We start from the raw sequence: 17,966 nt of genomic DNA, 5'->3' as shown, positions 1-17,966 counted from the left end.
CGCCCGGTTGCACCCGTGCGGGTCGGGGGCGTCCGCGCGCGGCGGGGGGGGGGGGGGGGCGGGGGGGCGCCCCCCCCCCCGCCCCTCCCCCCTCTCCGGTCTCCGGTCAGCCGGACATGGCGACCAGGATGCGACGCCGCCCCGTGTAGGAGCGCCGGCCGTGTGCGACGGCGACGTTGTCGACGAACAGCAGGTCGCCGACCTGCCAGTCCACATCGACGGCGAGGCGCATGCCGGTCTCCTGGATGTGGCGGACGTACGCGTCGGGGATCGGCGATCCGTCCGCGAAGACGGCGCGCTGTGGCAGTTCGTCCTCCGGGATCACCATGGCCAGTGCGGCCGCGTCCTCGCCGAGCCCGGCCGGGTGGAACTGGTCGGCCTGGTTGAACCACACCTCCGTACCGGTGACCGGGTGGGCGAGGGTGGCCGGGCGCAGCAGGCTCACCCGCAGCGAGCCGTCCGCGAGCCACTGGTGCTCGGCACCCGTGCCGTCCAGGAACTTCTCCACCGCCGTACGGTCGTCCGTCTCGAAGGTGGCCTGCCAGCTCTTGCCGAAGCCGACGCCGTCGTGCAGGTTCTGGGTGTACCGCACCCCGCCGGTGAACGCCTCGCGCACCTCGGCGTCCAGCGACTGAAGCCACAGCTGCCCGTCGACCACCGGTGTGGCGCCGCCCGTCTCGGCGGCGACGGCGCAGTGGAAGAGGATGCGCGACGGCCAGGAACTGGCGTACGACATCTCGTTGTGCATGGAGATCTCGTACTCGGCCGGGTACTCGGTCGAGGTGTAGACGTTGCGGCCGACCTTGGTGCGTGGGGAGTTGCCGTGCACGTAGGCCAGCCGTTCGGGCAGCAGCAGGTCGGCCAGGCCGTCGTAGCTGTCCGGAGTCACGCCGAAGCCGCGGAGGACGACGGCCTTCTCCCGGACGAGGAGGGCGTCGAGGTCGGTGCCGCGCAGGTACTCCGCGAGCCCGGCGGGGCTCGCCTCGACACCGGCTTCGGCGGGCCCGATCATTTTCGGTGCCCAGGCCGTGGTGGTCTGCGTCATGCTCGTCTCTCCTTGGTGCCGTCCGGACGGGCGGCGAAGTGCGGGGGCCGGCGCTCTCGGAAGGCGGTCACCGCCTCCTGGACGTCGGGTGACGCGGCCGCCACCACCTGGACGGGGATCTCCCGCTCCAGGGCGGCCCGCAGCGTCGGGGCATCGGTGTTGGACTGCAGGATCTGCTTGGTCAGCCGCAGCGACACCGGGCTGTTCCCGGCGATCCGCTCAGCGGTGTCCATGACGATCGGCATCAGGTCCTGGATGGCGCAGACCCGGTTGGCCAGGCCGCGCTCCCGGGCCTCCTCGGCGGTGACGGACCGGCCGGTGAGCAGCATCTCGGAGGCGAAGCCGAGCCCGGCGACCCGCGGCAGCAGCCAGGAGGCCCCCATGTCTCCGCCGGACAGGCCCATGCGGACGAACACGGCCTGCAGCCGGGCACGGGCGGTGAGGACGCGGACGTCGGCGGCCAGGGCGAGGGACAGCCCGGCGCCGACCGCGACGCCGTCGACGGCCGCGACGACGGTCTGCGGCAGTTCGCGCAGGCCGGCGATCACGGCCGCCTGCCGCTCCAGCAGGGTGGTCAGCTCCAGCGGCGGCAGTGCGGCCACCCGGCCGATCTCGCCGACGTCGTACCCGGAGCAGAAGGTCTCCCCCGCCCCTTTGAGGACCAGCACCCGCGCCGGGTCTCCGGAGAGCTCGGCGCACAGCGCGCCGAGCGCCTCGAAGACCTCCTCGGTCAGCGCGTTGGCGCGGTGGGGACGGTTCAGGGTGGCCGTGACGATGCCCTCGCGCGGCCGGGTCACCAGGACGACGGGTGACGGCGTGGCCTTTCCGGCGGCCGTCATGCCCGCACCTCGCGCGGCGTCCCGGCGGCTTCGGTGAGCCGGCCGTGCAGGAACTCCAGTGCGTCGGGCAGGGCGTCGTTCACGAACTCCCAGTCGTGCCCGCCCGGCCGCTCCCGGTACTCCAGAGGCCAGTCCCGCTCCCGCAGCGCGTCGCGCACGGTCCGGTTCATCCCGACCATACGGTCGTGGTCGCCGGTGCCGACATCCAGGTACAGGTCCGGCGGCGGCAGCGGGTCCTCCAGCGCGATCAACCGATAGGGGTCGTAGCGCCGCCGGGTCGCGCTGCCCGGCGGCCCCCACACCCGTTCGTGGCTCTCGACCGTGGGCATCAGCAGGTCCGGCTCGCCGCGGTGCTTCCGGTACGGGTCGCCGGTCCGCCGGGGAGCCTCGAAGGCACCCGCGTGCGAGGTCACGGCCGCGAACAGCGCGCGGTGGCGCAGCCCGAGGAACAACGCGGTCGCCCCGCCCATGGAGAAGCCGCCCACGGCCCGCGCGGAGCGGCGGGCGAGCGTGTTGAAACGGGTGTCGACGGCGGGCAGCAGTTCCTCCACGAAGTGGTCCTCGTAGCGCAGGCCCGCGTGGTCGTTGACGAACCAGCGGCGTCCGCTCTCGGGCATGACCACCAGGAGCCGGCTGCCGTCCAGGTACTCCGCGAGCCGCGTGCGCTCCAGCCAGGTGCCGCGCCCGCCGCCGTAGCCGTGCAGCAGGTACAGCACGGGATGGCCGGGGCCGTCCGGCCGGTAGTCGTCCGGCAGCAGGACGGTGGCGCGCTTGGTGCGGCCGAGGATCCGGCTGGGCACGTCGAGGGTCACCGCCTCACCAGGCACGGCTCCTCCTCCTGCCGGGGGCGCGGCGTCGCGGCCAGCGCGCGGCGGTCGACCTTGCCCGTCGAGGTGCGCGGGAACGCGTCGTGGAACCGGAACTCCTGCGGGACCATGTAGCGCGGCAGGTGCTCCAGGCAGTGACCACGCAGCACTCCCGGGTCGGGGCGGGCGCCGGCGGCGGGGACCACGTGGACCTCCAGCACGGTGGCGTCCGGGTCGCCGCCGGGGTCCGGTACGGCGACGCACACGGCCTCGTGCACCGCCGGCAGTTCCAGCAGCCGGGCCTCGATCTCCTCGGGTTCGATCCGGTAGCCGCGGATCTTCACCATGTGGTCCCGCCGCCCCAGGTAGACATACCCGGTACCGGCCTCGTGACGGACCAGGTCGCCGGTGCGGTGCACCCCGCCGGAGGCCTCGGGGGCGCCCCAGTAACCGAGCATCACCGAGTCGCCGGCGATGCTCAGTTCGCCCTCGGCGCCGGGTACGTCGGCGAGGGGACGGCCATCGGCGTCGAGCAGGGTGGCCCGGGCGTAGGGGCACGGCCGGCCGATGGGTGGCGGAGCCGTCCGGCCGGGGGCGAGATCGTCGTCGGTGACGCGGTGGGAGGTGCAGACGTTGGTCTCGGTCGGTCCGAAGAAGTTGTAGAGGGCCGCCCCGGGCAGGGCCGCGCGCAGCCGCCGGACGTGTTTGAGGGGGAACGGCTCGCCGGCGAAGACGACCGTGCGCAGCGCGCACGACAGCAGCAGCTCACGGTTCTTGGCGTCCAGCATGCGGATCAGGGCGCCCGGCACCGAGTACCAGACCGTGATCCGTTCCTCGGCGACCAGCCGGTTCAGGGCCACGCCGAGTCCTCGGCGGTTCTCGGGCACCAGGACCAGGCAAGCGCCGGCCCGCACGGTGGCGAACAGGTCGAAGACGGAGAGGTCGAAGTGGACCGGGGCGTGCGAGGCCACCCGGTCGTCCGCGTCGAGCCCCGTCTCGGCCACGGCCCACTCGACGAACGCCAGGGCGTTGCGGTGCGAGAGCATGACCCCCTTGGGCGTGCCCGTGGAGCCGGAGGTGTACAGCACGTAGGCGAGGTCGTCCGGTGCGGGCCGCACGGGCGCGACGCCACCGGCCGCGGCCTGCTCCACCGCGGTCCGCCAGCCCGTACGCCGGCCACCGGGCCGCCGCCCGGGCGTGCCGTCCGCCGCGTCGGCCGGTTCCGTTCCGTCTGTCACGACGACGAGCCGTACGGGGTCGTCGGCCGCGGCGCGTTGCTCGTCCAGCAGGGCGAGCCGGCCGCTGTCGGTCACCAGTGCCGCGACGGAGCAGTCGTTCAGGATGTAGGCGGCGCGGGCGGGCGGGGCCGCGGGATCCACCGGGACGTAGGCGGCGCCCAGCCGCAGCGCCGCGTGGACGGCGACGACGGTCTCGACGGACTTGGTCAGCCACAGTCCGACCCGGTCGCCGGGTCCGACGCCGGCCTGCCGCAGTGTGGCGGCCAGCGCCGCGGCGGCGCGGTCCAGTTCGGCGTAGGTCAGTGTCCGCTCGCGATCGCGCAGCGCCGGGGCGTCGGGCCGTTCGGCGGCAGCGCGCGCGAGCAGGTCGGCCAGGGTCGTCATGGTGTGTGCCTCCCGTCCGCTGTGGTGCGGGCCCGGACGGTGAGGCCCAGCTTGTCGGCCATCACCGTGCGCTGCATGTCGGAGGTCCCGGAGGAGATGCGGGTGCCCAGGGCGTCCCGCAGGTTGCGCTCGGCGTCGTTGCCGGTCGTGAAGCCGAGGCCGCCGAAGAGCTGGACGGCGTCCAGGAAGCTCCGGACAGCGGACTCGCTGGTCTCCAGCTGCGCGGCCTCGGGGAACAACGAGGTGGTGACGCCCTGGCCCAGGTCCCAGGCGGCCCGGTAGGTGAGCAGCCTGGCCGCCTCCAGCCGCACCTGCATGCCGACCACGCTGTGGGACACGGAGGGGAAGCGGCCGATGATGCTGCCGAACTGCTCGCGGCTGCGGGCGTACCGGGTGCACTCGTCGATCTGGCGCTGCATGGTGCCGAGCAGCGGGGCGAGGATGAGGGACCGCTCCCAGGCCATGGCGGTGGCGAGGATCCTCGACCCCTGCTTCTCCGCACCGAGGCGGTTCCCGGCCGGTACCCGGCAGTCGCGCAGGACGACCTCGCCCCAGGGCGCGGTGCGCAGTCCCGTCTTGTCGAAGCGGGTCTCGACGGTGAGGCCGGGCGTGTCCCGCTCGACGAGGAAGGCGGTGACACCGGTGAAACCGAGGTCCGGGTTGATGGTCGCGTACACGATGAACAGGTCGGCCACGGGCGCGTTGGTGATGAACCGTTTGGTGCCGTTCAGCACGTAGTGGTCGCCCTCGCGGCGGGCCACGGTCGACAGGGACAGCGCGTCGGAACCGGAACCGGCCTCGGTGATCGCGTGGGCGCCGATGCTGCCGCCGTCGACGAGCGCGGGCAGGTGCCGGCGCTTCTGCTCCTCGCTGCCGTAGTGCAGCAGCGGCAGCTCGACGGCCCACAGGTGGGCGCCGGCGGAGATCATCAGTCCGTTGTCCCGGCAGCCACGCCCCAGGCCTTCCAGGGCCAGCGCGCAGGTCAGCGGGTCCTGCCCGAGTCCGCCGTACTCCTCGGGGACGGGCAGCGCGAACACCCCGGCGTCGGCGCAGCGCTGCCAGTCCCCGGGGTGCAGGGTCTGGGTGTGTTCGCGCTCGTCCAGGTCCGCGCCCAGGGTGGTGCCGAGCTGGTGCAGCCGCCCGGCCAGCGCGGTCTGCTCATCGGTCGGGGCGAGTCTCATGACACCGCACCGGCGGGCTCGGTGTCCGGCAGGGCGGCCAGCGAGGTGGCGATGACGTCGTCGGAGACCACGTGGTCCGCCAGCTGCCCGGCCAGGTACTGCTGGTAGGCGGACATGTCGAGCATGCCGTGCCCGCTGATGTTGAGCAGGATGACCTTCTCGGTACGCTCCTCGCGGGCCCGCAGGGCCTCGTCGACGGCGGCCCGTACGGCGTGTGCCGACTCGGGTGCGGGCACCAGGCCCTCGGTGCGCGCGAACAGCACACCCGCCTCGAACACGGTGTTCTGGCCGTAGGCCACGGCCTCCATCAGGCCTTGGTCGTACAGTGCGCTGACCAGAGGCGCGGCACCGTGGTAGCGCAGCCCGCCGGCGTGCACGTCCGGGGCGACGAAGGTGTGACCGAGGGTGTACATCTTGGTCATCGGAGTGGTGCCGGAGATGTCGTTGTAGTCCCAGGCGTACCGGCCCCGGGTGAGCTTGGGGCAGGCTTCGGGCTCGACCGCGACCAGCCGGGTCGCGGCGCCGGTGCGCAGCCGTTCGCGGTGGAAGGGGAAGGCGAGCCCGGCGAAGTTGCTGCCGGCGCCCATCGAGGCGACGACCACGTCCGGGAACTCGCCGACGGCGTCCAGCTGCTTGAGCGCCTCCTCGCCGATGACGGTCTGGTGCAGCAGGACGTGGTTCTCGCCGCTGCCCACGCAGAACCGTCCGCCCGGCACGGACCTGGCGTACTCCAGCGCCTCGGCGTTGGCGACGGAGACGCTGCCCGCGCTGTCGGGCCGCTCGGCCATCAATCGGCGACCGGTCTCCGTCAGTCCGCCGGGGCTCGGCACCACCCGGGCTCCGTGCAGCTCCATCAGGACCCGGCGGTAGGGCTTCTGGTCGTGGCTGACCCTGACCATGAACACCGTGCACTGGAGGTCCATGGCCCGGCAGGCCACGGCCAGGGCACTGCCCCACTGCCCGGCACCGGTGCCGGTGGTGAGGTGCTCGACGCCGGACTTCTTGTAGTAGTAGGCCTGGGCGAGCGCCGAGTTGAGCTTGTGGCTGCCCACCCCGTTGGCGCCCTCGTACTTGTAGTAGATGCGTGCCGGGGTGTCGAGTTCGCGCTCCAGGGCGCGGGCGCGGATCAGCGGGGTGGGACGCCAGCGCTGGTACTCGGCGCGCACCTCGGCGGGGATCTCCACGAAGCGCTCACGGCCCACGCTGGCCCGGTACATGGACAGCGGCAGGTTGGGGGCGAGCCCCGCCCCGGCGCCCCCTGTGCCGGGTGCGGTGCCGTCGGCGGGCTCGATACGCGGGCGGGCCCGGCGGACGTCGGCCGCCGGTACGTCCAGATCGGCCAGGATGTTGTACCAGTGGGTGGGGACGTCGTCCTCGTGCAGCAGGACCTGGTTGCGGGTCACCTTCATGCGCTACCGCCCGAGGAGGCGGCCGCCGGCATGTTCCGGCCGATCAGTGTGATGAGGTCACCGACGTTCTCCAGGTCGGCCTCCATGATGTCCTCGTCCTCGATGTGACCGCCGAATTCCTCTTCGACGGCCATCAGGAGGTGCAGCAGATTGAGCGAGTCGAGACGGATTACCGGTGAATAGAGCGAGATGTCGTCGCGTATTTCCGTCGGGCTCAGCCGCAGATCCAGTACCTCGACCATGATTTCCCGGACGCGGCGGGCCACCTCGTCGTCGTGACCGATCACTTGCAGTTTCCTCCCAGCCGTTCGGTGATGTCGGCCAGAAGTGCTTCTTCGTGGTCCGACAAATAGAAATGCCCCCCGGGAAAGACACGGAACGAGAACTCCGCGGAGGTCAGGTCCCGCCAGGCACGGGCGTCGTCCGGGGTGACTCCGGGGTCGGCGTCACCGACGTACGCGGTGACCGGAGCGGTCGTCCTGCGGCCGGGCCGGGGGCGGTAGGTCTCGATGAGCCGCAGATCAGCACGCATCGCAGGAAGCACCAGCGGGCGCAGTTCAGGGTCCGCCAGCACCGCCTCGTCCATCGCGCCGAGTTCACCGAACCACTCCACCATCGCCTCGTCGCTGCTGAGATGTACGTCACTGTGGCGCATCGGGCGCAACGGGGAGGCGGCTCCGGAGACGAACACCTGCCGTGGCTTCGTCCGGTACCGGTGTTCCAGCCGCAGTGCCACCTCATAGGCGACCGACGCGCCCATGCTGTGCCCGAAAAGGGCGAAGGGCCGGTCGAGCAACGGCACCAGGGCCGCGGCGACGCCGTCGGCGAGCGACTCCATGTCCTGGAGGCACTCCTCCGCCAGGCGCTCCTGGCGCCCCGGGTACTGCACGGCGACCACTTCGACGCCCGTCGTGGGGAGCTGCGCCCACCGGCGGAACGCGCCGGCGTTGCCGCCCGCGTAGGGCAGGCAGAACAGCCGCAGAGAAGGTGACTCCAGTGGTCGGTATCTCTTGATCCACGCGCTGTCGCCTTGCGGTGGGCGAATGTGTGCCAGGGACACTGATGGCCTCTCCATCGGAAGACGAACACGACCGGCCAATTACGGTTCGACACCCTAGCCGCAGAATTCCCCGGATGGCCGTCGAAGCGGGTCCGGAGGCAGTTGTCCATTCAGGTTGCCTCCAGTCCACGGTGCGCCGGTTGGGCGAGGGTTTGACAGGCCTGCTGCAGTCCCGACACATGAGAGGCTTTTTCGTCGACATGGATTCGCTGCCACTTGGCTCGGTTTATCTGAACGGTCGCTGGACCGCCCCGGAGACTCGGGAGACGCTCCCGGTCGAGAATCCGGCCACCGAGACGGAGATCGCCCGGGTGCCGGCGTGCGGTGCCGCGGACGTACGGCGTGCCGTGACCGCGGCCGGTGCGGCGGGTGCCGGCTGGGCGGCGACGGACCCGGCCGACCGCGCCGGGGTCCTGCTGGCGCTGCGCGATGCCCTCGCCGGACACCACGAGGACATGGCCCAGCTGATCACCCGGGAAATGGGCTCCCCCCTCACCTTCTCCCGGCGCGTACAGGCGGGCCTGCCGTCGAAGGTGCTGGAGGGTTTCGCCGCGGCGCTCGTGGCGGACCCGGGCGAGGAGCGCGTCGGGCACTCGCTGGTCCTGCGTGAGCCGGCCGGGGTGGTGGGCGCCATCACGCCGTGGAACTACCCGCTGCACCAGGTGATCGCCAAGGTGGGTGCGGCGTTGGCGGCCGGCTGCACGGTGGTGCTCAAACCCAGCGAACTCGCCCCTTTGTCGGCGTACTTCCTCACCACTCTGGTCGACGGTCTCGGCCTGTCGCCCGGTGTGTTCAACCTGGTGCCGGGCCGCGGCACGGAGGCGGGCCGCGCGCTGGCCGCCGACGACGGCGTCGACGTGGTGTCCTTCACCGGATCGCTGCGCGCCGGCCGGGAGGTCGGCTCGGTCGCGGGCGGCGGTGTCAAGCGGGTCTGCCTGGAACTGGGCGGCAAGTCGGCCACGGTGGTGCTGCCGGACGCCGACCTCGTCACGGCCGTCACCGACGGGGTGCACTCCGCCCTGCACAACGCCGGGCAGACCTGTTCCGCCCGCAGCAGGCTGCTCGTCCCCCGGTCCCGGATGGACGAGGCGGTGGACGTGGTGCGATCGGTGCTGGCCGGGTACGTGCCGGGCGACCCGACGGACCCCGGCTGCCGGCTCGGTCCACTGGTCTCGCGGGCCCAGCGGGACCGGGTCCGGGAGTTCCTGCGCGCCGCCGAGGCCGGCGGCGCCCGCCGGGTGGCCGGCCCGCCGCAGGACGAGGTGCCCGCCCGCGGCCACTACGTGGCGGCGAGCGCGTGGGCCGGTGTACCGGCCGACGCTCCGCTCGCCCAGGAGGAGGTCTTCGGGCCCGCCCTCGTCCTGCTGCCCTTCGAGGACGAAGCGGACGCCGTGCGTCTGGCGAACTCCACCCCCTACGGACTGGCGGCGACCGTCTGGTCCGCCGACCCGGACCGGGCCACGGCCGTCGCCCGCCGGCTGCACGCCGGCCAGGTCGATGTCAACGACGCGGCCTTCAACCCGGCCGCCCCCTTCGGCGGATACGGCGTGTCCGGCGTCGGCCGCGAGCTGGGCGCACACGGCATCCGCGAGTTCCAGGAAACCAAGTCGGTCCAACTTCCCGCCTGAGGCCGCCGACTTCGATCGCCCTCCCCCGCACACAGAGGCCATCGCACCCCGACGACGAGATCCGCCCGCGCGACGCGGGCGGGAGAACGACTCCCCGCCGAAGGCGAAGCCGAGTCCACACACCGCAACCACGAGCCCACGGACGCCAGATGACCCTCCGCATGCCGCCCCTCCGTACCGACTTCCCCTCACGGATCAGCCCGTTCACCGACAGCGTCGAGCAGAGCACCCGTGCCTTCGTCGACCGCTTCGGCCTGGTCCCCGACCGGGCAGCCCGAGACCACCACGCGCGGTCGCTGCTCGGGACGCTGATGTCCCGTGCCTATCCCGACTCGGGGGAGAGCGAACTCGCCCTGGTGACCGACTGGATCAGCTGCATGCTCGTCCTGGACGACCAGTTCGACGAGACCCGGCTGGGCCAGGATCCCGACCGGCTGCGCCGGGTGTGCGACGAGGTCCTCGAATGGCTCCCGGCCGACGGCACCGTGCCCGAGCGGCCGCCCGCCCCGGTGGACGCCTCCCTCAGCCGGGTGTTCCGCCCGGCTTACGCGGACCTGTGGCGGCGGACCGCGCCGTACACGTCCGCCACCTGGCGTGCCCGGTTCGCCGGGCACGTCGGGGCGTTCTTCGACACCTGCGTGTGGGAGGCCCGCAACCGCCGGACCGGCCGTGTGCCGACCGTCGCCGAGTACATCGGCTATCGGGGCCGGGCCTTGATGCCGTACCTGGACCTGATCGAGGTGACCACGCACGCCGAGGTCCCCGAGGAGATCCACCGGCTGCCCGAGTTCACCGAGATGAACCAGGCGCTCTCCGACGCGGACCTGTGGACCAACGACCTCTTCTCCTGCGAGAAGGAGGCCCTGCTCGGCGACCCGCACAACCTCGTGCTGGTCCACCGGCACGAACACGGCTGCGATCTGCAGACCTCGGTCGACGCGGTCGGCGCGATGGTCCAGGAGCGCTTCGACCGGTTCACCCGACTGAGCCGGTCCTTCCCCGCCACCGCCCTGGCGGCCGGTCTGTCCCCGGCCGGGCAGGCGTCGCTGAGCCACCACATCGAGGGCCTGCGCAGCTGGCTCAGCGGCCAGCTCCAGTGGCGCTACGAGACCGGCCGGTTCGACCCGACGCGGCCCGAGGTGGTCTCGGCCACCGGCTCCACCCCGCTGTAGCGGCCCCACCCATGCCGATCACCCACGATCGAGGTACGTGAATGCGAGACCGGTACGCGACCCTGAAACACCTGCAGAGACTCGACCCGAAGACCGATCACGAAACGATCCACCGCATATCCTCAGACCGGGAATTCCCCTGGGATTACGGGCGGGGCCTGGAGGTGGCCATCTGGCGCACCTGCTGCGTGCCCAGCATCTCAAAAACCCTGGACGGCAGCGGTGAATTCGCGCTGCGCGCGCAGAAGCGGTACGACGACACACGCATTCTGCTCGGGGAGATGGTCCGCGGCGGATACGACTCCGAGCGCGGCCGGCAGGCCCTGCGGCAGATCAACCAGGCTCACCGCCGCTTCACCATCGACAACGACGACATGCTCTACGTGCTGTCGACCTTCGTCTTCGAGCCGATGCGGTGGATCGACCGCTGGGCGTGGCGCCCGGTCAGCGAGACCGAGCGGCTGGCGGCGTTCTACTTCTACACGGAGGTGGGCCGGCGGATGAACATCCGCGACCTGCCCACCGACGTCGACGCGTTCGAGCGATTCAACCGGGAGTACGAGGAGGAGCACTTCCGGGCGGCGCTCAGCAACCGGCGCGTCGGGGGCAACATCCTCGGCCTCTACGCCTCCTGGTACCCGCGTCCGGTGAGCGACGTGGTGGCCGCCACCCTGCCCTGTCGCCTCGACACGGCGGCGCGGCAGGCCCTCGGCATGCCGGAACCGGCCCGTTGGGCGCGCGGCCTGAACACCCTGGGGCTGCGCGGGCACGCGGCAGCCGAACGGCTGGCGCCGGCCCTGATGGCGCGGCTGATGACCCGGCCGACCGCCCGCACCTATCCGGGCTACCCCCACGGCTACCGCATCAGCGACATCGGCCCCGATCACGTCACCCGGCAGACCGCGGGCTCACGAACAGAGCCGCTCACGACGGCAGGAAACGATCACCCATGACATCGTTCAACGCCCCGTCGGCCACGGACCGCCCGCCGGGACGCATCGGCGGCACACCCCTGGTACCGGTCCGCGTACCCCTGAGCGACCGCACCCTGCGCCTGTGGCTGAAGCTGGAGTGGGACAACCCCTTCGGGTCGATCAAGGCCCGCACGGCGGAGGCGCTGCTGAACGCCCTGGAGGCGACCGGGCGGTTGGGTCCGGGCAAGCGGGTGGTGGAGTCCACCTCCGGCAACCTCGGCATCGCGCTCGCCGGGCTGTGCGCGGCGCGGGGCTATGCCTGCACTCTGGTCGTCGAGCCGAGCACCCCGCACGACAGCGTCGCCCGCATGCGGGAGCTGGGCGCGGACGTGGTCGTCGTACCGGACGTACCCGGTGGCCGGACCCTCGACGCCCGGCTGCGAGCGGTCGAGAACCTGCTGAGCCAGGATCCCGCCGCCGTGTGGACGGACCAGTACCACAGCCCTGCCAACCCCGGTGTGCACGAGAGCCGCACCGGGGCCGAGCTGGCGCGTCAGGCGCCGGACGGCTCGTACGACGCGGTCGCCGTGGCGGTCTCCACCGGTGGCACGCTCGCCGGGGTCGCGCAGTTCTTCCGGGACCACCTGCCCGCCGCCCGGGTCATCGCCGTCGACGCCGTGGGCTCGGCCGCACTGGGCGGCCCGCCGGCGGAACGGCCGTACAAACTCGCCGGGTTCGGCTCAGGCCGCCCGTCCGACTTCGTGCGCCCCCACCATGTCGACCATGTCGTCCGGGTGCGTGACGAGGACGCCGCGGCCGCCTGTGTCCTGCTGCAACGGGCCACCGGACTGTCGCTGGGCGGGAGCGCGGGAGCCGCTGTGCTGGCGGCGGTCCTCCGGGCCGCCGCCCACCCCGCGCTGCGCGAGATCGCCTGCCTGTGCCCGGACAGCGGCGACAAGTACCCGCTGACCGAGACCGCGGCACGAGCCGGGACGACGGCGTCCCCGGGCGTCGCCGCGGCCCTCGACGCCCTCGGCCGGGCCCGCGCCCGCACCCCCCACGCCCAGGAGGCAGCCGCCCCATGACCGACTCCCCCACGCCTCCGCTCACCTATCTCGGCAGCGCGGACGTGGCCGCCGTGTGCGCCGGTCTGCCGGTCGTCGACATCGTCGAGGACACCCTGCGGGCCGTGCACCGCCGGACCGCCGGGCTCACCCCCGAGGCGGCGCTGCGCTGGACGACCCCCTCGGGCGCCGCCGCCCGCAGCCTGATCCTGCCCGGCTGGTCCGGCGACGCCTACGGCTGCAAGATCATCAACGCCTCGCTGGGCAACCACCGCCTCGACCTGCCCCGCGCCGCCGGGCTGGTCGTCCTCAACGACCCGGAGACCGCCCGGCCCTCCTGGGTGATGGAGGGTGGCTTGATCAGCGCCCTGCGCACCGCGGGCGTGTCGCTGGCCGCCATGCGCGCCCTGCGGGATCCCGCGGAGGTCACCGGTGCGGCCTTCCTCGGCTGCGGGCGGCAGGCCGAGGTGCACATGGAGCTGCTCGTGCGGCTCTGCCCGGCGCTGTCGCAGGTCGTCCTGTACGACCAGGACCCGGACCGCGCGCACCGGCTGGCCGCCGCGCTGGGCGCGACGGCACCGCAGCTGGCCGTCACCGTCACCGCCGACGCGCGGGAGGCGGCCGGCCGGGCGCCACTGGTCGTGGCGGTGACGACGACGACCGAACCGTACGTCGAGCTGGACTGGCTGAGCGAGGGCGCGCTGTTCGTCAACGTCTCGCTCGACGACGCCGCGGAGAGCCTGCTGCTGGGCTGCGACGCCCTGTTCGTCGACGACTGGCAGCTGGTGGCCGAGGACGGACACCGGCTGCTCGGGAAGCTCGCCCGGGCCGGCCGGGTCACCGGCCCGGGCGAGCCGGCCCCGCACGGCGGCCGGAGCGTCGACGCCACCCTGCCGATGCTGGTGTCGGGCGCGTTCACGGGGACGGTCGGTGCCGCCGACCGGGTGGTGATCAATCCGTTCGGCATGGGGGTGCACGACATCGCCGTGGCCGCGGCGGTCCGGGACCGGGCGGCCGAGCTGGGTCTCGGCCTGGTGCTGCCGCACTGACGCCGACGGGCCGGTGGCCTGCCGCGAGGAAGGCACCGGCCCGTCGCGTCCGCTCACCGCACGCCGGCCTGTCCGTCGGGCCCGGCCAGCACCTCGGCCGTGTGCTCCCCGTGCGCGGGGGCCGCCGCGCGCAGCGAGTCCAGCCCCGCGCCGAACCGCACCGGGAACCGCACCTGGCGGCGCGGCCGGTCGGCGGCGGAGCCCGGCAGCGTGCCCACCAGGTCCCGTTCGTCCGCGTGCGGGTCCGCCAGCAGTTCCTCGGCGGACTCGTACACCGGCGCCCAGGGGATGTCCAGACCGGACAGGACCGAGGTCCACCAGGCGAAGTCGCGCTGGGCGAACACGTCGGCCAGCAGCTTCGCCACCTCGTGCTTGGCCCGGGTGCGGGCGGGGCGCCGGTCGTAGGAGTCGTCGTCCAGTGCGGGGAAGTGCGGTGCCAGGGACCGCCGGAAGGTCACCCAGAACTTGTCCTCGAAGGTGGCGAGGGCGATCCGACGCCCGTCCGCGACCGTGAAGACGTCGTTGTCCCCAGTGACCAGCGGGCTGTCCACCGGTTCCGCACGTTCCAGCAACGGCAACGCGAAGGGCCCGCACCAGGCTGCGGCCGCTTCGTGCAGGGAGACGTCGAGGTGTTGGCCCTCGCCCGTGTCCCGGGCCGCGAAAGCGGCGACGACGGTGGCGTATGCCGCGTACATGGCACCGGCCATGTCCGCCACCCGCACCCCCACCCGGTCCGCGCGGCCCTCCGTACGATGCGGTACGGCGAAGAAGCCCGACATCGCGAGGAAGTTGAGGTCGTGGCCGGGCCGCTGCGCGTACGGCCCGGTCTGGCCGTACCCGGTGATCGAGCAGAGCACGATCCGCGGGTTGGCGGCCCGCAGGCCGTCATACCCCAGCCCCGAGGCCGCCAGCACACCGGGCCGGTGGCTCTCCACGACGACGTCGCTGTCGCCGACCAGCCGCAGCAGGTCCGCACGGCCCTCCTCGGTGCGCAGGTCGAGCACGACCGACCGCTTGTTGCGGTTGAGCGCGGCGAAGGCGTCCGGGTCCACGAGCCGCCCGTAGTCCCCGGAATGCGGATCCTCGACCTTGACGACGTCGGCCCCCAGATCGGCCATCATCGACGTCGCGAATCCGCCGGGGAGCAGCCGTGACAGGTCCAGGACCCGCAGGCCCGACAATCCGGGCCAGCTCCCCGTCGGATTCCGCGTGTTCCACGTCATGCGAACCCCCAAGCGTGTTGCTGATGTCTATGGAAATCAATCGGCTGATGCACCGTAGACAGCGGGACAAATGTGGAACTGGAGAGAGCCTGGATGTTCTCCTGCCGCTTTCCGGTCGACGGCCCCCGGAACCGAATGTTTTCCGAGAACATGTGCCGTCACCGGCCGAATGCGCCGTCCTCGTCAGAAGGAGCCCGTTCATGTCCTTTGGACCCGCCGCGTCGTCCTGGCCCGCGGACCGCTCCGTCCCCCTCTTCGACCGGTCCGTCGGCGCACTGCTGCGCGAGGCGGCGGCATCCTGCCCGGACACCGTCGCCCTGGTGAGCGTGCCCGACGGCGGCAGGCCCCGGCAGCAGTGGACCTACCGGGAACTGCTCGCGGAGGCGGAGTCCGTCGCGGCCGGTCTGCTGCGGCGCGTGGACATCGGCGACAAGGTCGCCGTCTGGGCGCCGAACGTGGCCCGCTGGCCGGTGTTCGCCTACGCGGCGGCGCTGGCCGGCGTGACCCTGGTGACGCTGAACCCGGCGCTGCGCGCCGACGGTCTGGAGCATGCGCTGCGGGCCTCCGGCGCCTCGCTCCTGGTGCACGCCGAGCACGACCGGGACCACGACATGGCCGCGATCGTCCGCGAGGTCGCCCCGCGGCTGCCCGGCCTGCGCCACATCGTGCCCTTCGGGGCCTGGGACACGCTCCGGGCGAGCGGTCCGCTGCCGTCGGACGAGGAAGTCCGCGCGATCCCCGCCCAGTTGCAGTTCACCTCGGGCACCACGGGCACGCCCAAGGCGGTGTTGCTGTCCCATCGCGCGGTGGTCAACGTCGCCCGTCTCACCTTCGAGGGGCTCGGCGTCCCGCGCGGCGTCACCGTCGTGTGCCCGCTGCCCATGTTCCACACCGCGGGCTGCGTCATCTCCGCCCTCGGACCGCTGTGGAGCGGCGGCACGTTCGTCCTGCTGGAGCGCTTCCACCCGCTGGCCGTGCTGGATGTGCTGCGGGAGCGGCCCGGCGCCCTGCTCACCAGTGTGCCGACGGTGCTGACGTCCTTGTGCGAGGTGGCCGCCGGCCAGGACGCGCGGCCGGTCCTCTCCGCGGTGCTCACCGGCGCCGCCCCTGTGCGCGCCCAGCTCATCCGCGAGACGGAGGAGTTGTTCTCCACGACCGTCTTCAACCTGTACGGACAGACCGAGCTGGCCTCCGTGCTGACCCTGACCCGGCCGGAGGACTCCGCGGAGCTGAAGACCACCACGGTGGGCAGGCCGCTGCCGCACGCCGAGGTGCGGATCGCCGACCCCGCCACCGGGGTGGAGGTGCCGTTCGGCGTGCAGGGCGAGATCTGCGCCCGCGGGTACCAGCGGATGCTCGGTTACCACGGCGACGAGGAGGCCACCGCCCGCAAGGTCGACGCGGACGGCTGGCTGCACACCGGGGACCTCGGCTCGATGGACGCGGACGGCACCCTGCGCGTCACCGGACGCCTCGACGACCTGATCATCCGGGGCGGCGAGAACGTCTCGCCCGCAGCCATCGAGGAACTGCTGTGCACGGTGCCGGAGGTCCGGGACGCCGTCGTCGTCGGCGTCCCGGACGAGAAGTACGGCGAGACCGTGGCCGCCGTCCTGCAACCCGCCGCGGACGGGCCGGGCCCCGACGCCGGGCGGGTGCTCGCCGAATGCGCGCGACGTCTGCCGCCGCACATGGTGCCCGCCGCCCTGTATCTCGCCGAGGACCTTCCGCTCACCTCCTCGGGGAAGGTCCAGCGCTTCCGGGTCCGGGAACTGGTCGTGGCCGGCCTGCTGCCGCCCCTGGCAGCCCGCCCCGTCGCCGCGGCCCGCGGCTGACCACGGCCCCAGGACACCCGCGAGAACGTGAGGACAGCATGAAGATCTCGATGCAGCTGCGCTACGACGGCGACATCGTCCGGGCAGCCCGTGACGTCACCGAGCTGGAACGGGCCGGTCTCGACCTGATCTGGGTGCCCGAGGCCTACGGTTTCGACGCGCCCAGCTTCATGGGCGCAATCGCGGCCCGCACCAGCCGGGTGGAGATCGGTTCGGGGATCATGTCGGTCTACACCCGTACGCCCGCCCTGCTGGCGATGACGGCCGCCGGGGTCGACGCCCTTTCCGAGGGCCGCGCCCATCTCGGCCTGGGCGCCTCGGGTCCGCAGGTCGTGGAGGGGATGCACGGCGTGCCCTACCGGTCCCCGGTGGCCCGTACCCGGGAGACCATCGAGGTGGTGCGCGCCTTCTGGCGGCGCGCGGAACCGGTCGCGTTCGACGGCTCGACGGTCCGGCTCCCGCTGCCCGCCGGCGCCCCGGGCGCCACCGGGCTGGGTACGCCGATGCGGCTGCTCACGCCACCGGTGCGGCCGGAGGTGCCGGTGTGGGTGGCGGCCCTCGGCCCGCACAACGTGCGGATGACGGCCGAGACGGCCGACGGGTGGCTGCCCATGCTGTTCGTGCCGGAGTGGTGCGAGCGCGTCTGGGGCGCGGACCTCAGGGCCGGTGGCGCGGCCCGCGACCCCGGCCGGGCACCGCTGCTGGTCTCCGCGGGCGGGATCCTCGCCCTCGGCCGTGACGCGGCCCGGCACCGCGAGCGGGCACGGGACCGGCTGGCGCTGTTCATCGGCGGCATGGGGGCGCCCGGCCACAACTTCTACTACGACCTGGTGTGCCGCTACGGCTTCGCCCGCGAGGCCGCGGCGATCCAGTCGCTGTTCCTGCGCGGTGAGCGCAGGGCGGCCGCCGCGGCCGTGCCGGCGGCCCTGTTGGAGGCCACCACGCTCTGCGGTCCCGAGTCGTACGTGAAGGACCGCATCGCCGCCTACCGGGAGGCGGGGGTGACCCATCTGGAGGTCGCCCCGGTCGCCGACGAGGGGCGGACCGAGGCGGACCTGGTGGCCCGGGTGAAGGAGCTGTGCGGCTGAGCGGTGACGCCCCGCCTGGCGCGCGGGCGCC

The 17,966-nt window shown here is 72.9% G+C and carries 16 protein-coding genes; 7 read left to right on the top strand and 9 right to left on the bottom strand.

The genetic code is table 11. The features are described from left to right. Positions 1-106: 106 nt before the first annotated feature. The 8 genes from ACF1BE_RS17865 to ACF1BE_RS17830 are packed head-to-tail and all read right to left on the bottom strand — an operon-like array spanning position 107 to position 7,962. Positions 107-1,045 carry a TauD/TfdA family dioxygenase gene (locus tag ACF1BE_RS17865; RefSeq protein WP_392199970.1) on the bottom strand — a complete coding sequence of 313 codons (939 nt, stop codon included), beginning with the start codon at positions 1,043-1,045 and terminating at the stop codon, positions 107-109. After that, positions 1,042-1,884, bottom strand: a complete 843-nt coding sequence (locus ACF1BE_RS17860) for an enoyl-CoA hydratase/isomerase family protein (RefSeq protein ID WP_392199969.1) — start codon at positions 1,882-1,884, stop codon at positions 1,042-1,044. The genes ACF1BE_RS17865 and ACF1BE_RS17860 overlap by 4 nt, the downstream gene beginning before the upstream one ends. Continuing rightward, positions 1,881-2,711, bottom strand: a complete 831-nt coding sequence (locus ACF1BE_RS17855; RefSeq protein ID WP_392199968.1) for an alpha/beta hydrolase — start codon at positions 2,709-2,711, stop codon at positions 1,881-1,883. The genes ACF1BE_RS17860 and ACF1BE_RS17855 overlap by 4 nt, the downstream gene beginning before the upstream one ends. After that, a complete protein-coding gene (locus ACF1BE_RS17850; RefSeq protein WP_392199967.1) occupies positions 2,693-4,312 on the bottom strand; it encodes an amino acid adenylation domain-containing protein in 1,620 nt (539 codons plus the stop codon). Before ACF1BE_RS17850 ends, ACF1BE_RS17855 begins: the two co-directional genes overlap by 19 nt. Continuing rightward, entirely contained in the window at positions 4,309-5,493 is a 1,185-nt protein-coding gene (locus tag ACF1BE_RS17845; RefSeq protein WP_392199966.1) for an acyl-CoA dehydrogenase family protein, read from the bottom strand. The genes ACF1BE_RS17850 and ACF1BE_RS17845 overlap by 4 nt, the downstream gene beginning before the upstream one ends. Further along, positions 5,490-6,902 (bottom strand): TrpB-like pyridoxal phosphate-dependent enzyme, encoded by a 1,413-nt coding sequence (locus ACF1BE_RS17840; RefSeq protein WP_392199965.1) that lies wholly within the window; start codon positions 6,900-6,902, stop codon positions 5,490-5,492. The genes ACF1BE_RS17845 and ACF1BE_RS17840 overlap by 4 nt, the downstream gene beginning before the upstream one ends. Then, positions 6,899-7,189, bottom strand: a complete 291-nt coding sequence (locus ACF1BE_RS17835; protein WP_392199964.1) for a phosphopantetheine-binding protein — start codon at positions 7,187-7,189, stop codon at positions 6,899-6,901. The genes ACF1BE_RS17840 and ACF1BE_RS17835 overlap by 4 nt, the downstream gene beginning before the upstream one ends. Beyond that, positions 7,186-7,962: a thioesterase II family protein gene (locus ACF1BE_RS17830; protein ID WP_392199963.1), complete on the bottom strand. Its 777-nt coding sequence runs from the start codon at positions 7,960-7,962 to the stop codon at positions 7,186-7,188. Before ACF1BE_RS17830 ends, ACF1BE_RS17835 begins: the two co-directional genes overlap by 4 nt. A 179-nt stretch (positions 7,963-8,141) precedes the next feature. Between ACF1BE_RS17830 and ACF1BE_RS17825 the strand changes: the two genes are divergently transcribed. From ACF1BE_RS17825 to ACF1BE_RS17805, 5 genes are all read left to right on the top strand, one after another. Beyond that, positions 8,142-9,590 (top strand): aldehyde dehydrogenase family protein, encoded by a 1,449-nt coding sequence (locus ACF1BE_RS17825; RefSeq protein WP_392199962.1) that lies wholly within the window; start codon positions 8,142-8,144, stop codon positions 9,588-9,590. A 149-nt stretch (positions 9,591-9,739) separates the two neighbouring features. Continuing rightward, the gene (locus tag ACF1BE_RS17820) at positions 9,740-10,762 is read left to right on the top strand and encodes a hypothetical protein (protein ID WP_392199961.1); all 1,023 of its coding nucleotides are present in this window, start codon (positions 9,740-9,742) and stop codon (positions 10,760-10,762) included. 164 nt (positions 10,763-10,926) lie between these two features. Next, complete coding sequence (locus ACF1BE_RS17815; RefSeq protein WP_392199960.1) at positions 10,927-11,715, top strand: oxygenase MpaB family protein; 789 nt, start codon at positions 10,927-10,929, stop codon at positions 11,713-11,715. Further along, on the top strand, positions 11,712-12,761 hold the full coding sequence (locus ACF1BE_RS17810) for a cysteine synthase family protein (protein ID WP_392199959.1): 1,050 nt from the start codon (positions 11,712-11,714) through the stop codon (positions 12,759-12,761). Before ACF1BE_RS17815 ends, ACF1BE_RS17810 begins: the two co-directional genes overlap by 4 nt. Further along, on the top strand, positions 12,758-13,789 hold the full coding sequence (locus ACF1BE_RS17805; RefSeq protein ID WP_392199958.1) for an ornithine cyclodeaminase: 1,032 nt from the start codon (positions 12,758-12,760) through the stop codon (positions 13,787-13,789). Before ACF1BE_RS17810 ends, ACF1BE_RS17805 begins: the two co-directional genes overlap by 4 nt. Before the next feature lie 53 nt (positions 13,790-13,842). Here ACF1BE_RS17805 and ACF1BE_RS17800 read toward each other — a convergent pair whose 3' ends face one another. Then, the gene (locus ACF1BE_RS17800; protein WP_392199957.1) at positions 13,843-15,012 is read right to left on the bottom strand and encodes a CaiB/BaiF CoA transferase family protein; all 1,170 of its coding nucleotides are present in this window, start codon (positions 15,010-15,012) and stop codon (positions 13,843-13,845) included. 200 nt (positions 15,013-15,212) lie between these two features. Between ACF1BE_RS17800 and ACF1BE_RS17795 the strand changes: the two genes are divergently transcribed. Then, positions 15,213-16,847 carry an AMP-binding protein gene (locus ACF1BE_RS17795; protein ID WP_392199956.1) on the top strand — a complete coding sequence of 545 codons (1,635 nt, stop codon included), beginning with the start codon at positions 15,213-15,215 and terminating at the stop codon, positions 16,845-16,847. Between the two features lie 38 nt (positions 16,848-16,885). Next, the gene (locus ACF1BE_RS17790) at positions 16,886-17,935 is read left to right on the top strand and encodes an LLM class F420-dependent oxidoreductase (protein WP_392199955.1); all 1,050 of its coding nucleotides are present in this window, start codon (positions 16,886-16,888) and stop codon (positions 17,933-17,935) included. The last annotated feature ends 31 nt before the right edge of the window (positions 17,936-17,966 follow it).

Source organism: Streptomyces sp. NPDC014991, from assembly GCF_043080665.1.
Taxonomy (GTDB): domain Bacteria; phylum Actinomycetota; class Actinomycetes; order Streptomycetales; family Streptomycetaceae; genus Streptomyces.
Note: the sequence above shows the minus strand (reverse complement) of the source record. Positions and strands in the feature narration are given on the sequence as shown.